This window comes from Corynebacterium kefirresidentii (assembly GCF_016599755.1).
GTDB lineage: Bacteria > Actinomycetota > Actinomycetes > Mycobacteriales > Mycobacteriaceae > Corynebacterium > Corynebacterium kefirresidentii.
This window is the reverse complement of sequence record NZ_CP067012.1, coordinates 2,374,224-2,388,929: the sequence shown is the minus strand read 5'-3', so window position 1 is coordinate 2,388,929 and position 14,706 is coordinate 2,374,224. Positions and strand designations below refer to the sequence as shown.

The 14,706-nt window shown below is 60.8% G+C and carries 15 protein-coding genes; 10 read left to right on the top strand and 5 right to left on the bottom strand.

Annotated elements, in window-relative coordinates; genetic code table 11:
- Positions 1–504: 504 nt before the first annotated feature.
- Positions 505–1,917 (top strand): dihydrolipoyl dehydrogenase, encoded by a 1,413-nt coding sequence (lpdA, locus tag I6I12_RS11520; RefSeq protein ID WP_200288335.1) that lies wholly within the window; start codon positions 505–507, stop codon positions 1,915–1,917.
- 135 nt (positions 1,918–2,052) lie between these two features.
- On the opposite strand, the gene ramB is transcribed toward lpdA, so the two are convergent.
- Positions 2,053–3,462: an acetate metabolism transcriptional regulator RamB gene (gene ramB / locus I6I12_RS11515; RefSeq protein WP_200288334.1), complete on the bottom strand. Its 1,410-nt coding sequence runs from the start codon at positions 3,460–3,462 to the stop codon at positions 2,053–2,055.
- Between the two features lie 369 nt (positions 3,463–3,831).
- On the opposite strand from ramB, the gene I6I12_RS11510 reads away from it, so the two are divergent.
- The 8 genes from I6I12_RS11510 (at position 3,832) to I6I12_RS11475 (ending at position 10,639) form a co-directional block, all read left to right on the top strand.
- Entirely contained in the window at positions 3,832–4,587 is a 756-nt protein-coding gene (locus tag I6I12_RS11510) for a succinate dehydrogenase cytochrome b subunit (protein WP_023020450.1), read from the top strand.
- Between the two features lie 15 nt (positions 4,588–4,602).
- Positions 4,603–6,618 (top strand): fumarate reductase/succinate dehydrogenase flavoprotein subunit, encoded by a 2,016-nt coding sequence (locus I6I12_RS11505; RefSeq protein WP_200288333.1) that lies wholly within the window; start codon positions 4,603–4,605, stop codon positions 6,616–6,618.
- On the top strand, positions 6,618–7,367 hold the full coding sequence (locus I6I12_RS11500; protein WP_023020452.1) for a succinate dehydrogenase/fumarate reductase iron-sulfur subunit: 750 nt from the start codon (positions 6,618–6,620) through the stop codon (positions 7,365–7,367). The genes I6I12_RS11505 and I6I12_RS11500 overlap by 1 nt, the downstream gene beginning before the upstream one ends.
- Before the next feature lie 56 nt (positions 7,368–7,423).
- A complete protein-coding gene (locus tag I6I12_RS11495) occupies positions 7,424–7,798 on the top strand; it encodes a hypothetical protein (RefSeq protein WP_200288332.1) in 375 nt (124 codons plus the stop codon).
- 250 nt (positions 7,799–8,048) lie between these two features.
- Complete coding sequence (locus tag I6I12_RS11490; protein ID WP_200288331.1) at positions 8,049–9,383, top strand: DUF445 domain-containing protein; 1,335 nt, start codon at positions 8,049–8,051, stop codon at positions 9,381–9,383.
- A gap of 19 nt (positions 9,384–9,402) precedes the next feature.
- A complete protein-coding gene (locus I6I12_RS11485; protein WP_200288330.1) occupies positions 9,403–9,840 on the top strand; it encodes a CGLAU_01105 family protein in 438 nt (145 codons plus the stop codon).
- Positions 9,841–9,845: 5 nt separating this feature from the next.
- Entirely contained in the window at positions 9,846–10,136 is a 291-nt protein-coding gene (locus I6I12_RS11480) for a DUF2516 family protein (RefSeq protein ID WP_200288329.1), read from the top strand.
- The gene (locus I6I12_RS11475) at positions 10,136–10,639 is read left to right on the top strand and encodes a beta/alpha barrel domain-containing protein (RefSeq protein WP_023020457.1); all 504 of its coding nucleotides are present in this window, start codon (positions 10,136–10,138) and stop codon (positions 10,637–10,639) included. The genes I6I12_RS11480 and I6I12_RS11475 overlap by 1 nt, the downstream gene beginning before the upstream one ends.
- Here I6I12_RS11475 and I6I12_RS11470 read toward each other — a convergent pair.
- The 3 genes from I6I12_RS11470 to I6I12_RS11460 form a co-directional block, all read right to left on the bottom strand.
- On the bottom strand, positions 10,636–11,487 hold the full coding sequence (locus I6I12_RS11470; RefSeq protein WP_034655702.1) for an LmeA family phospholipid-binding protein: 852 nt from the start codon (positions 11,485–11,487) through the stop codon (positions 10,636–10,638). The genes I6I12_RS11475 and I6I12_RS11470 overlap by 4 nt on opposite strands.
- Positions 11,488–11,596: 109 nt before the next feature.
- Positions 11,597–12,409 (bottom strand): class I SAM-dependent methyltransferase, encoded by an 813-nt coding sequence (locus tag I6I12_RS11465; protein ID WP_200288328.1) that lies wholly within the window; start codon positions 12,407–12,409, stop codon positions 11,597–11,599.
- Between the two features lie 20 nt (positions 12,410–12,429).
- Positions 12,430–12,921 carry a DUF2505 domain-containing protein gene (locus I6I12_RS11460; protein ID WP_200288327.1) on the bottom strand — a complete coding sequence of 164 codons (492 nt, stop codon included), beginning with the start codon at positions 12,919–12,921 and terminating at the stop codon, positions 12,430–12,432.
- 24 nt (positions 12,922–12,945) lie between these two features.
- On the opposite strand from I6I12_RS11460, the gene I6I12_RS11455 reads away from it, so the two are divergent.
- Positions 12,946–14,052 carry a UDP-N-acetylmuramate dehydrogenase gene (locus tag I6I12_RS11455; protein WP_200288326.1) on the top strand — a complete coding sequence of 369 codons (1,107 nt, stop codon included), beginning with the start codon at positions 12,946–12,948 and terminating at the stop codon, positions 14,050–14,052.
- A gap of 144 nt (positions 14,053–14,196) precedes the next feature.
- Here I6I12_RS11455 and I6I12_RS11450 read toward each other — a convergent pair whose 3' ends face one another.
- Positions 14,197–14,673, bottom strand: coding sequence for an S-ribosylhomocysteine lyase (locus tag I6I12_RS11450; protein ID WP_023020462.1), 477 nt, complete (start codon positions 14,671–14,673; stop codon positions 14,197–14,199).
- Positions 14,674–14,706 lie beyond the last annotated feature (33 nt).

Sequence of the window (14,706 nt, the reverse complement as noted above, 5' to 3'; positions counted from 1 at the left end):
AAGAGAATTTCCTCAGTAGGTATCGTTCCGCATAGCGGGAGTGTTAGCAAGACTCTATGCCTTAATAGCCCTTTTAATGTAGCAAAACCTGTGACGCATGTGGTTTGTGTGTCATAATTCTGAACGCAGCGCGTATGTAACGGCGGCGCTACAATTCCCGTTAGTTCTAAACGTGTGAATAGTGCGGTCCCGTCCGCGGGCCCATCCCTCGCTCTAGGCAAAAGACAGAAAGAAGAAAAATGAACGTTTTCGATTCCATCCTCGTGTCCATCAACGAAGTTCTGGGCCAGTTCCTGCACATGGGCTCCTCCATGTCCTCCGCCGCCGCACTGGCTCTCGGCCTGTTCTAAAATACCGAGCCCATAGCCCTGCACGGCGTCGCGCGCTTGCCGACGTCACCGTGCAGGGCCTTTGTGCGTTTTACCCCCGAAGCGTGGGGTACACGGGCAAAAGAGTGTGACCCAATGCGCGACATGGAGGGGAAAGTTACGTATCCTGTAGGGCGTGACTAATGAACATTATGACGTAGTAGTACTCGGCGCGGGCCCTGGCGGCTACGTGGCCGCCATCCGTGCAGCTCAGCTTGGTAAGAAAGTTGCCGTAATCGAGAAGCAGTACTGGGGTGGTGTCTGCCTCAACGTAGGCTGCATCCCTTCCAAGGCACTGCTGAAGAACGCTGAGGTTGCCCACACCTTCAACCATGAAGCAAAGGACTTCGGCATCTCCGGCGATGTTTCCTTCGACTTCGGTGTAGCCCACAAGCGTTCCCGCAAGGTTTCCGCGGGCATCGTCAAGGGCGTTCATTACCTGATGAAGAAGAACAAGATCACCGAGATCAACGGCCTTGGCTCCTTCAAAGATGAGAAGACTATTGAAATCACTGACGGCGATGACAAGGGCAAGACCGTCACCTTCGATGACTGCATCATCGCTACCGGCTCCGTGGTCAAGTCCCTGCCGGGCGTAGAGCTCGGCGGCAACATCGTGTCCTACGAGGAGCAGATCCTCAACGATGAGGCCCCGAAGTCCATGGTTATCGTCGGCGCTGGCGCCATCGGCATGGAATTTGCTTATGTTCTGTCCAACTACGGCGTGGACGTCACCATCGTGGAGTTCATGGACCGCGTTCTGCCGAACGAGGACAAGGATGTCTCCAAGGCCATTGCTAAGGAGTACAAGAAGCTTGGCGTTAAGCTGCTGACCGGCTACAAGACCACCTCCGTCAAGGACAACGGCGATAATGTCACCGTTGAGGTCGAGTCCAAGGATGGCTCCAAGCAGGACACCCTCACGGTGGACCGCGCCATGATTTCCATCGGCTTCGCCCCACGTACCGAGGGCTTCGGCCTGGAGAACACCGGCGTTGAGCTCACCGAGCGCGGCGCTATTGCCATCGATGACACCATGCGCACCAACGTGGACCACATCTACGCCATCGGTGACGTCACCGCGAAGCTGCAGCTCGCACACGTTGCTGAGGCACAGGGCGTTGTCGCCGCAGAGACCATCGCCGGCGTGGAGACCCAGCTTCTGGGTGACTACATGAACATGCCGCGCGCTACCTTCTGCAACCCGCAGGTCGCTTCCTTCGGCTACACCGAAGAGGCCGCAAAGGAGAAGTTCGTGGACCGCGATATCAAGGTCGCTACCTTCCCGTTCTCCGCCAACGGCAAGGCTGCCGGTCTCAACGAGACCGCGGGCTTTGTAAAGCTCATTGCGGATGGCGAGTATGGCGAGCTCATCGGCGGCCACATGGTGGGCTCCAATGTCTCCGAGCTGCTGCCGGAGCTGACCTTGGCGCAGCGCTTCGACCTCACCGCTGAGGAAATCGGCCGCAACGTTCACACCCACCCGACCCTCTCTGAGGCCATGAAGGAAGCTGCCGAGGGCATCGGTGGCCACATGATTAACCTCTAAGCAGGGGCGCTTGGCGACGTCGCCTTGAGCGCAACACCCACGGCACCGCGCCGTCCCCCGCCCACCGGGCAAAGGGGCCGCGGTGCCGTTTTGTATGTCTACGCCCCCGAAAAGGCTCGTCGTGGTGATGTGTAACTAGTACGGTGCCACCGCTGAGCGGTGGGCATCGATGCTGATGACCTCGTTAATGGGTGGGAAGGCGCGCTGCGCACAATTCTCGCGCGGGCAGGTGCGGCAACCGGAGCCGATAGGGGTAGCAGAAGAGAGATCTTTGAGGTCGAGACCTTCTGCGTAGACGGTGCGGTCGGCGTGGCGAGCCTCGCAGCCCAGGCCAATGGCGAAAAGCTTATTGGTATCGCCAAAGCGGCCTTGATGGTGCTGTACCGCGCGGGAGATCCACAGGTAATTGCGGCCATCGGGCATCTGGGCCAACTGACGGGAAATAATGCCCGGCTGGGTGAAGGTCTCGTAGACATTCCACAGCGGGCAGGTGCCGCCATTATTGGAAAAGTGCACGCCGGTGGCGGATTGTCGCTTGGACATGTTTCCGGCGCGGTCGACGCGGACGAAGGTAAAAGGAATGCCGCGCAGGTTATCGCGCTGCAGGGTGGACAGCCGAGAGGCGACGGATTCATAGCCCACTCCGAAGACCTGGCAGAGGTATTCCACGTCGTAGCCGGAGCGTTCAGCCTCAGAATGTAGCAGGGTATAGGGCATCACGGTGGCGGCGGCGAAGTAGCTGGCCAATCCGCGTTGTGCTAGGTTACGCGAGGCATCCGAGGTAAACGGCTCATTTTTTACCAAAGATGCGATCTCCTCGCCAGCCTCGAGGAAGCTCAGCTCCGCGGCCATGCGGAAGGCGCGTTGCCCTTCGCTTAAGCGCGAGGCGAGCCGAAATTCGCCGGTCTCGCGGTCGAAGCTGTGCAGCGTGCCATCCATCTGTGAGGTGATGTGAATGTCTACGTTGTGGAGATCGCGCAGGCGCTGGGCTAGGGCATGTTCGGTGTCGCGGATGCCGAATTGGGTGACCGAGAGGGCGTCGGCAAGCTGCTCCGCATGGTGGTCCAGGCCGTCCAAGTAGTTCTGGCGGGCATAGAAGAAATCGCGCACCTCATCGTGCGGCATGGACAGTGCCTGGGTGGCCTCGGTGGTGCGGCGGGTATCGGTGGCGAGTGAGAGCTTATCGCGCACATTGCGGTAGCGGCGGTGGACATCCACCAGCGTGCGGGCGACGGTGGGGTGGTTATAGACCAGCTCGGAGAGCTCCTGCAGCTCGACGGGGGAGGGGCACAGCTCCTTGTCCTGGATGACGTCCTGGATCTCCGCGAGGAGGCGCGAGTCATCGTCGCGGGAGAAGAAGGTGGCGTCAACTCCGAAGACTTCGGTGATGCGAAGGAGGACCGGAACGGTAAGTGGCCGAACGTCGTGCTCGATCTGGTTGACGTAGCTGGCCGAAAGGCCCAGCGTGGCGGCTAAGGAAGCCTGGCTGAGATCGCGCTCACGGCGAAGTTGGCGAAGGCGGGATCCCACATACGTCTTACTCATGCCGGAAAGGTTACTGGGTGGCCTGCGGGTGTGCACCTTAATCGCAAAGATCTTGCGAAGAATATTCACCCTCCTGTGGGGAATATGTGTGTTTCATGCGAAAGTTTGACACATAAAGGGGTAAGGGGGTCACTCCCGTAACACTGGGTGACCAAGTTCACAACTGGTGGAAGATTTACGCAACGTCAATATTGCGAAATTGCGAGCAGCCAAGGTAGTGACGTTTTGAATCCGGGCATCTAAGGCAACCCTTACCTAAAAGAATTCTGAGTTTAACCGTACCGCCGTACCGTTAGATGAAACGCCGCCGGAATTGACTGGTAACCAGCGGTTAAGCCCAGTTAAGGTGAGGACGACAATGGAGGTGTCATGACTTTAAGAAATCCCGACCGTGAGGCAGTAGCTCACGGCCACATTACTAACGAACCAATCCGTCAGAAGCCGGGAGTGCCCTCTTGGGTTCTGAAGCTCATCATGGCCGTCACCGGCCTGCTATTTGCACTTTTCGTCGTCGGCCACATGGCCGGCAACCTGAAGCTGTACTTGCCGGCTGAGGGCGGCGACGAGGCTCTTGATGAATATGGTGCATTCCTGCGCTCCATGGGCGAGCCACTGTTCCCGCATGAGGGTGCGTTGTGGATCATCCGCGCAGTCCTGCTGGTTGCCATCATCGCCCACATCTATGGTGCGTTTGCTCTCACCGCACGTTCCAAGGCGTCCCGCGGCAAGTTCCGCCGTAGCAACCTGATGGGCGGCCTTGATTCCTTCGCTACCAAGTCCATGCTGGTTACCGGCATCGTCTTGCTGCTGTTCATCATCTTCCACTTGCTAGACCTGACCTTGGGCGTACAGCCCATCGCCCCAGGTGACTTTGTGGAGGGTGCGGTGAAGGCCAATATGATCGCAACCTTTAGCCGCTGGCCGGTCACCATCGTGTATGTGATCGCCATGTGCTTCCTGTTCCTGCACCTCACCCACGGCATTCGCCTCGCTGCTTCTGACCTGGGTATTACCGGTGCGAAGTGGCGTCAGACCTTCCTGATCCTGGCGTACGTCATCCCGGCCGTTGTCTGCATCGGCAACATCGTTATGCCTTTGTCCGTTGCCCTGGGCTTGGTCAGCTAAAGGAGTTAGAAACCCATGACTAATACTGAACTCAAGCGCGAGCACCCCAAGTTCTCGCATCCGCAGTCCATCGTTCCGGGCGTATCTGCCGGCAACATTCTGGAATCCAATGAGCCGCACGGCGTGCCAATGAAGGATATGTGGTCCCACCAAAAGGACCACATGCAGCTGGTTTCCCCGCTGAACCGCCGCAAGTTTGAGGTCCTCGTGGTTGGTACCGGCCTATCCGCCGGCGCCGCTGCGGCCGCACTGGGCGAGCTGGGCTACAAGGTAAAGGTATTTACCTACCACGACTCCCCGCGCCGCGCGCACTCCATCGCCGCGCAGGGTGGCGTCAACGCCTCCCGTGCCAAGAAGGTGGACAATGACTCCGCCTACCGCCACACCAAGGACACCGTCAAGGGTGGCGACTACCGCTGCCGCGAGTCCGACTGCTGGCGCTTGGCCAACGAATCCGTTCGCGTTATTGACCACATGAATGCCATCGGTGCACCATTCGCTCGCGAGTACGGCGGCACCCTGGCTACCCGTTCCTTCGGTGGTGTGCAGGTCTCCCGTACCTACTACACCCGTGGCCAAACAGGCCAGCAGCTGCAGCTGTCCACCACCTCGGCGCTCTACCGCCAGATTGGCCTGGGCAACGTGGAGCTCTTCGCTCACAACGACCTGCAGGACATCATCGTCTACAACGACAATGGCAAGAAGCGCGCTGGCGGCATCGTTACCCGCAACCTGATCACCGGTGAGCTCAAGGCCTTCACCGGCCACGCTGTCGTGCTGGGTACCGGCGGCTACGGCAACGTCTACCACATGTCCACCCTGGCTAAGAACTCAAATGCCAGCGCCATGATGCGTGCGTACGACAGCGGTGCTTACCTGGCTTCCCCAGCCTTCGTGCAGTTCCACCCGACGGGCCTACCGGTCAACTCCGATTGGCAGTCCAAGACCATCCTGATGTCGGAGTCCCTGCGTAACGACGGCCGCATTTGGTCCCCGAAGAAGGAGGGCGACGACCGCGACCCGAATACCATTCCGGAAGAAGAGCGCGACTACTTCCTGGAGCGCCGCTACCCGGCATTCGGCAACCTGGTTCCGCGTGACGTTGCTTCCCGCGCCATCTCCCAGCAGATTAACGCTGGCTTGGGCGTTGGCCCGCTGCACAACTCGGTGTACCTGGACTTCCGCGACGCCATCGAGCGCCTGGGTAAGGACAAGATTCGCGAGCGCTACTCCAACCTCATCGAGATGTACGAAGAGGCCATTGGTGAGTCCGCCTATGAGACTCCGATGCGTATCGCTCCGACCTGCCACTTCACCATGGGTGGCCTGTGGACCGACTTCAACGAGATGACCTCCATCGACGGCCTCTTTGCTGCCGGTGAGTGCTCCTGGACCTACCACGGTGCTAACCGCCTGGGTGCTAACTCCCTGCTTTCGGCTTCCGTTGACGGCTGGTTCACCTTGCCGTTTACCATCCCGAACTACTTGGCTGACCACCTCAATGAGGAGAAGCTGGCGGAGGATTCCCCAGAGGCACAGGCAACCCTGGCCCAGTCCCAAGAGCGCATCGACCGCCTCATGGGCGTGCGCGGCGAGAACCCGCACGGTCCTTCCTACTACCACCGCCAGCTAGGCGACATCCTGTACCACGGCTGCGGTGTGTCCCGTAACGTGGAAGACCTCAAGGAAGCCATCACCAAGATCCGTGAGCTGCGCGAGGACTTCTGGGCTAATGTCCGCATCCCGGGCGAGGCCAACGACATGAACCAGGTGCTGGAATACGGCCTGCGCGTTGCCGACTACCTGGACCTGGGCGAGCTCATGTGTGTTGACGCTCTGGACCGCGACGAGTCCTGTGGCGCCCACTTCCGCGAGGACCACCTCACCGAGGACGGCGAGGCAGAACGCGACGACGAGAACTGGTGCTTCGTTTCCGCCTGGGAGCCGGGCGCTAATAAGAACGAGTTCATCCGCCACGCTGAGCCGCTGTACTTTGATTCGATCCCGCTGATGACAAGGAACTACAAGTAATGAAACTGACACTTGAGATCTGGCGTCAAGCCGGACCGACCCAAGAAGGCCACTTCGAGACCGTCCAGGTGGACGATGCCTCTGAGCAGATGTCCATCCTGGAGCTGCTGGACCACGTCAACGAGGGCTACATTGAGCGCGGCGAGGAGCCCTTCGCCTTCGCCTCTGACTGCCGTGAGGGCATTTGTGGTACCTGTGGTCTGACCGTCAACGGCCGTCCACACGGCCCTGGACAGAACACCCCGGCCTGCCAGCAGCGCCTGTTCAACTTCACCGAAGGACAGACCATCAAGCTGGAGCCATTCCGTTCCGCTGCCTACCCGGTTATCAAGGACATGATCGTCGACCGTGCGGCACTGGATCACGTGATGGAGCAGGGCGGCTACGTCTCCATGGATGCTGGTACCGCTCCGGATGCGGATACCCTGCACGTCAACCATGAGACTTCCGAGTACTCGCTGGACCACGCTGCCTGCATCGGCTGCGGCGCCTGCGTTGCTGCTTGCCCGAATGGTGCTGCACACCTGTTTACCGGTGCGAAGCTGGTGCACCTGTCCCTCATGCCGCTGGGTAAGGAAGAGCGTGGCCGCCGTGCCCGCAACATGGTCGATGACCTGGAAGCCAACTTCGGCCACTGCTCCCTCTACGGTGAGTGCGCTGATGTTTGCCCGGCCGGCGTTCCCCTGACCGCAGTATCCGCGGTTACCCGCGAACGTGCACGTGCTGCTTTCCGTGGCAAGGACGACTAAGCTAAGGTTATTCCGTAGGAATACAAGGAACGAGAGAAAGACAGAAAGACTCCGCCATGAGCGATAACACCCACGCAGTCGCTGACTACACCAGCGAGACTTACCCGGAGTTCTCCGGAAAGATTCAGGACGCCTACATTGAAGGCTACGACCCAGTTTCCTTCGGTGCTCCTCATTCTTCCCTCATTCGCACCTCCACCTGGGTGGGCATGGGTCTGATCCTGTCTTGCCTCCCGGCTGCCGGAATCCTCATCTGGGGCCTCGGCGTGTGGGATACCCCGCTGGGCACCGCCGGCGAGGGTGACTACACCCTGACCACCATCATCGGCATCATCGCTCTAGCCGTTGTGGCTATCGCCGCCTTCAGCACCGTCCACTATGGCCGCCGCTACTACCGCAAGTACCGCAAGGAAACTGGCCGAGCTAACTAAGGCGCTTGCTGTACCAGGCAATGCCTAAGTTTCTGTACTGACTCGACGTCACCCCCGTCTCCACAGCATGCAATCCATGCAAGGAGGCGGGGGTTGCGTGATCTCTCAGTACCCAAGTGGCAATGTCAGATGGACCAGGCGGCGATTCAGGACATCATTGCAACGACGACTGCCACCGAGCATGTTCGTTGCTGGCACTAGTGTTAGAGAATGAAGCTCGAAAGCACCTTCACAACCCCAAGGAGAACTCATGACCCACCGCGCGGACGAAGGCCTCGAAACGGCTACGACATCGGCATCGTCGGGTGCTGCTCCCGTGCCGCAGGCTGGTAACCAGGAGGCCCGGCGGGCGGACTTGCGGCGGTGGAAGGCGATTGCGCTGTCGTTCCTGATTGGTGCCGCGGTGATCTTTTTGGGGTGTTCGTGGTGGCAGGCGTCGGAAAGCGGGGCACCTGTGTGGGTGGGCTACGTGCGTGCAGCGGCGGAGGCCGGCATGGTGGGTGGCCTGGCGGACTGGTTTGCAGTGACCGCGCTTTTCCGCCGGCCGTTGGGACTGCCCATCCCACATACGGCGCTGATTCCGAATAATAAGGACCGCGTGGGCGATGCCCTGAGTGACTTTGTGGAGGAAAACTTCCTGACCGCAGATGCGCTGAGCGCCAAGGTGCGCGAGGCGGAGCTGCCATTGTGGCTGGCACGCCAGGGAGTCGAGCCCGGCAAGGCGGAGGAGGTCTCCGCGTGGATTGGTGAGCGTGCGGCCAGCGTGGTGTCGGATTTGGATGCGGAAGAGGCAGAGAATTTCATCCGCACCCAGGTCATGGACCGCCTAGCCGAGCCCGAGTGGGGCCCGCCGCTGGGCAGACTGCTGGAGGGCTATATTGCAGACGGCAAGGCGCGCCCCCTGGAGGATGACCTCATCGATTGGGCCCACGGCAAGATTCTCAGCATGGAGTCCACGGTGGTCACCGCCATCGATGAGCGCATGCCGGGCTGGGCGCCGCGCTTTGCCCGCGAGATGGTGGGGGAGAAGGTCTATACCGAGCTCGTAGAATTCGCCGATGAGGTCCGCCGCAACGGCAACCATGAGGCCCGCCTGGCCATTCGCCGCAACCTGTCCAAGCTGGCCTCCGATCTGCAGTGGGATGAGGACATGCGCGGGCGCATCGAGGGCATCAAGCAAGAGATGCTCGCCTCTGAGCAAGCGCAGCAGGCACCCGCGGCCATGTGGCGCACGGTCTCCACCACGCTCATTGACCAGCTCAATGACTCGGAGTCTTTCCTGCGCCAAAAGATTACGGCCAAGGTCAAGGAGCTGGCGCACCGCCTACTCGAGGACTCCGAATTTTTAGCCCAGGCAAATGCGCTCGTAGACAAAGCCGCGCGCTACGCGGTGGAGAAATTTGCCCCGGAAATCATTGCGATTATCCCCGAGACCATCAAGCGCTGGGATGCGGAGGAAGCCTCCCAAAATATCGAGCTCATGGTGGGCAAGGACCTGCAATTTATTCGTTTGAACGGCACCGTCGTCGGTTCCCTGGCAGGATTGGTGATATTCGCGGTCAATCACCTTATCTTTGGCGCTTAGAAAAAAGGAGTAATGAACAATGAGCGATAATAAGAAGATTTTTGATTCCCTGAAGGATGCTGGCAGCGCTGCCTTTGACGTAGCCAAGGACTTCGGCGGCCGCCTGCAGGAGGAGCGCGCCCAGCACGCTCATGGCGCCGAGGCCAAAAGCCCCTATGGCGCCTCCGGCAAGGAGAGCTTGGTGGATAAGGCCACTGCCACCGCGAAGGAGTTCGGTGCCACTGTGAAGAAGGCCGCCGATGGCACCCGTGAGTCCGCTGCTTTCGACGCCGCTAAGGGCAAGTTCTCCACCGCCTATAACGAGACCCGCGAGGGCGTCATGGACGCCTATAATTCCGCCCAGGCCCGCCGCGCGGAAAAGAAGAATGCGGCGCGCCCTGGCCAGGATTCGGCTCCTTCGCAGGGCGATAATATTATCGATGGCGAAGTAATCGACACCGACGACCCACAGAATTAACCTGCATGAATTCACTTTTTGAAATTGCGTACTCCTTGGATGCCTATATTTTGCGCATCCTCGCCCTGACCGCCATCATCGGCGCGGTCCTCGCTGCCACCACCCGCGAGGATGCCTTCCGAGCCGGTGACCGACAAGGTAAGTGGGTATGGGTAGGCCTGCTGGCGGGCTCGGCGGTAGCGATGGCCACCGGCATGCCATTCCTGTCTTGGATCGGCGCGGTCATTACCGGCGTGTACTGGTTTGATGTGCGCCCGCAGCTCAAGGCCATTATCAACGGCGACTACAGCTACTAATGCTTAATTTGCTTGACGCCCCGGCCGCGACGGTCAAGGAGCGCGCCGCCGATAACACCGTCCTTGTCTCCCCGCACCATGTTTCCCTTGCCGCAGGCGCGGGCGCGGCCGATATTATTTCTGTCGCGGGGTATCCTACCGGCCGCCACCATACTCTCATCAAGGCCTCCGAGGCGCGCCTGGCCATCCAATCGGGCGCCAGCGAGGTATGGGTCAGCCTCGATGAGACCTTAACGGATGCCAATGCCGTGCTCTCCGAGCTCATTGCCATCCGCGAGGCCTGCCCGGATCCGGCCCGCTTGGGCCTCATCGTGCCGGACGCCCCGCTTGCCGACGCCACCCTTAAAGCCGCCCATCAAGCCGGCTACCAGCGCCTCATTGTGCGCAGCCGCAAGGCCGCGGATTACGCGGAATCCGCGGCCGGTGAAGAAGGCAAGAAAAAAGGACCGGAGTTGGCCGCTGCCACACTTCCGGTCCTCGAGTTTCCCGCTCCCGCGGTTTAGGCGGCTTTCTCCTGCGCGTCCTGCTGCGGCGCGCCATTGCCCGTGGCGCCGCCCTGGCCCGCGGAGTCACCGCCGCCGGCGAACTTATCCATGTCGTTCATCGGGACATCGGTGCCGGTGATGGTGAGCTTGAGCTCGCCATCGAGCACCTCTACGGAATCGACGTTCATGTCAGAACCCACGAACTGATCCGACATGCCATTTTGCAGGGCGGAGGAGATGGCTTCGGTGGCCTGATCCGGCAGCTCGAGGCCAAAGATGGAGGCCTCGGTGGCGCGGATATCGAGCTTTCCATCGTGGGCGGTGGGCTCCAGCGAGAGGTTGGCAAGGCCGCCGGCAAACTTCACGTCCAGCACGTGGTCTTGCTCATTGGCGTTAATCTCCGTGACCACCATATTGCCCACCTTCTCGCTGCCGGCCTGCTCGGAAATGCCTTTCTGGAAGGAAGCCAGCAGGTAGTCATCCGGCACGGTGGTGGAAGCGCGCAGCTTGCCGGCCACCGGATTCTCTTGGTCGGTGCTCATATCTTCTACGTGGATCTCGGAGGCAGGTTGGCCCTTGATATCAGTGCCATCGATTTGCAGGGTGGACGGCGTGGTCATATCCATTTGGGAAATGGAGCCCTTAAATAGCCCTACGAGCAGCGGGCTGCCGCCAAAGCTGACGGAGGGATCTTCTTTGACCTGGATACCTTCTTCTTCGGCAGCCTGGTTAAATTGCGAGGTCATCTGGTGACCAATGAACCAGCGCAGGCCGAATTCGGCCAAGAGGATGAGCACGAGTAGTGCTACGAGGATGCCAATGATGATTTTCCAGGCGAGTGAACCTGCCGATTTCTTCGAAGCCATGCGTACCAGTGTGGCGCATGAGACGGCGCGGGGCAAAGTTTGCGGGAGTTCTCGGGCACATTGCTAGGCACTTCACAGCTGCCCCAGCTGCCATCATCGCGCGGAGCGGTTAGTCCCGTGGCGCGACGGACTCCCAGTCCACGGTCAGCACATTATCGCGCAGGCGCCGACGGATGGTGTGGATAGTAAAGGGGGCGTCGGCAAGCGTGGCTCGTGCCATGCGCCAACGCACGCGCGGGCCGTAGGGCGCCCACCCCGCCGCGTGGTCCCAGGCCTCGTCGGCGGCCTTAAGCAGCTCGTGGATGGGCTCGCCGGGAACGTTGCGGTGAATGAGGATTTTGGGCAGGCGCTCGGCGATGTCTGAGGGCCGCGCCACATCGAACGGGTCCCACGCCAGGGTGAGAGTCCGTGGGCCGTGGGCATCCAGCAGCAACCAGGCCGCGCGCCGGCCCAGCTCATCGCAGGTGCCCTCCACAAAGAAGCCACCGGGGGCAAGCCGAGAACACACCGTCTGCCAGGCCTCCTGGACCTGGTCCACGTCGTATTGGCGTAGCACATTGAATGCGCGCACCAGCTGTGGCCGGTAGCCGGCCAGTTCAAAGCCGCCAAGTTCGAAGCGCACGCCGTCGCGCGGTGGCAGGACCCGGTCCGGGTGGATTTCGAGCCCGCGGACGTCTACCTGCGGATTCGCCCGGCGCAGCCACCCTGCCCATTCCACGGTGGTGGCGTGCGAGGCCCCGTAGCCTACGTCGAGCGCGAGCGGCTTTTCCACGTGCCGCAGCAGCGTGGAAATCTCCGGATGCGCGAGCATCCATCTATCGCAGCGGCGCAGGCGATTGTGATTGGTGGTGCCGCGGGTAATAACGCCAAAAGGCCGACCCGCAGCTGCGCTAGCGCGCAGATTATGTGCGTGGTCGGCCATAGATTTCGGTGCTGTAGAACTTAGGCGTTCTCAGAGATCCACTGCTCGGTGAGCTTGCCTTCGTTATCGAAGAGCTCAGCCAGGGATTCGCCCACCTTCGGCTCGATGGCGGCGCCCATCATCGGGATATTGACGGAAATCTCGTTGACGTAGGACAGCTTGGTCATCTCGCCCTCGCCAGCCAGGGAAATATCGCCCTTGAAGTCCACCGGGGTGCCCTTGACATCTGCGGTGTAGTTAACGTCAGCGGCTTCACCGTTGAGCTCGCCGACGGTGACCACGCGCTTGACCTTGAGGTCTTGGGAGACCATGGCGCGCACTGCCTCTGGCAGCAGGGTGGTCGGCAGAACCTCGAAAAGGGTAGCAACATTATCGCTGAAGTCGTGCACCTGACCCGCCTCAGGGGAGAGGTTGGCCACGATGAACTCCCAGTATTCCTTTGTGAGCAGCGCCTTGTGCACCTTTTCGATGGGCTGATTGATGGTTACGGTGTTTTCACTACGGGTTGACATGCTTAACAGACTACCTTGGTAGGCGTGCTTGATAAATCTTTGACGCAACAGCTCACAGCGATCGACGGCGTGGAACTGGACTCTACCGCCACCTTTGCGGATCTGACTACGCTGCGTGTGGGTGGAAAACCGCAGGCCGCACTGCGCTGCTCGCAGCCGGATGCCGCCGTGTCCGTTGTCCGCGCCCTGGATCGCGCTGCGGTGAAGTTCATAGTCGTTGGCGGCGGCTCCAACCTCTTGGTGGCCGATGGCTCCGTGGATGTCGTCGCCGTCATCCTCGACTTTGATGAGGTGTCCATGGACACCGAATCCGGTCTGGTGCGCGCGCAGGCGGGTGCCAACTGGGATGATGTGGTGGCTCGCTCCGTTCAGCTTGGCCTGGGTGGCATCGAGTGCCTGTCCGGCATCCCCGGCACGGTGGGTGCGGTTCCGGTGCAAAACGTGGGCGCTTATGGCGCAGAAATCTCCGAGGTACTTACCCGCGTGCGCCTTTATAACCGCCGCACCGATAGCGATGAGTGGGTCCCCGCCTCCGATCTGGAGCTAGCGTATCGCTATTCCAACCTGAAATTCACCGGCCGCGCCGTGGTCCTTGAGGTGGAGCTCCGGCTCGATACCGAGGGCCTTTCCCGCCCGCTGCGCTTTGGCCAGCTCACCCAGAATCCGGGCGAGCGCCGCCCCGTGGCCGAGGTCCGCGAGCAGGTCCTCAAGCTGCGCCGCGGCAAGGGCATGGTGCTCGACGCCACCGACCATGACACCTGGTCCGCTGGCTCTTTCTTTACCAACCCGGTGGTGGACTCCGCTCTTGCCGACGCCGTCCAGGCCAAGGTCCGTGCCTCGCTTGGCGACGCCACCGCAGACTCCATGCCCCGCCACCCCTCTGCAGAGACCGGCCGGGAAAAGCTCTCCGCCGCCTGGCTCATTGACCGCGCCGGGTTTGCCAAGGGCTACCCGGGCTCCGGCCGGGCCACGCTCTCGACGAAGCACACGCTAGCGCTGACCAACCGCGGCGAGGCTAAGGCCGCCGATATCGTGGACCTCGCCCGCACCATCCGGGACGGTGTCCGCGATGCTTTCGATGTGGAGCTCGTGCCCGAACCCGTCTGGATTGGCCTTTCCCTCGACGAGTAGCGTGGGGTTGCCCCTGCACACTGGGGCCTAAAACCTATAAAGCAGCCACGATAGCGCCCTAAACCACACGGTTTTCGGGTCTATCGTGGCCGCTTTGCGGGCGTGGCGCCTGTCGCGTTTGTCGCGCCCGCGAAGGTTTCTGGATTAGGCCGCCATGACCTGAAGCCACTCATCCTTAGCACCTAGGAAAGCGCGGGCCGCCTCCTGCGCACCCTCCAGGCTGTGGTGCGCACCCCAGCCGCACTGCTCTTCGTTGGCTGCGGGTACCTCGGTGGCGTTAAGAATATCGTTGAGCGCGCCTTCTACCGCGCGCAGCAGCTCGTCTTGTTCCATGCCATTAGTGATGGCGTAGAAGCCGGTACGGCAGCCCATTGGGGCAAAACCGATGAGCTTATCGGTGTAATTGCGCATGAAGTTGGCCATCATGTGCTCCACCGAATGCAGCGCCTTGGTATCAAGGTGATCCTGATTAGGCTGGCAGAAGCGCAAGTCGTACTTAATGATTTCGACGCCGCCACCCAAATCCGTGCGGTCGGCCACGCGAATATACGGTGCGCTGACGAGGCGGTGGTCGAGTTCGAAGGACTTCACGTTGAGCTTCTTATCATTCTGTTCAGTCATGCTTCTCCAGTGTAATCACAGCTGAGTGTCACT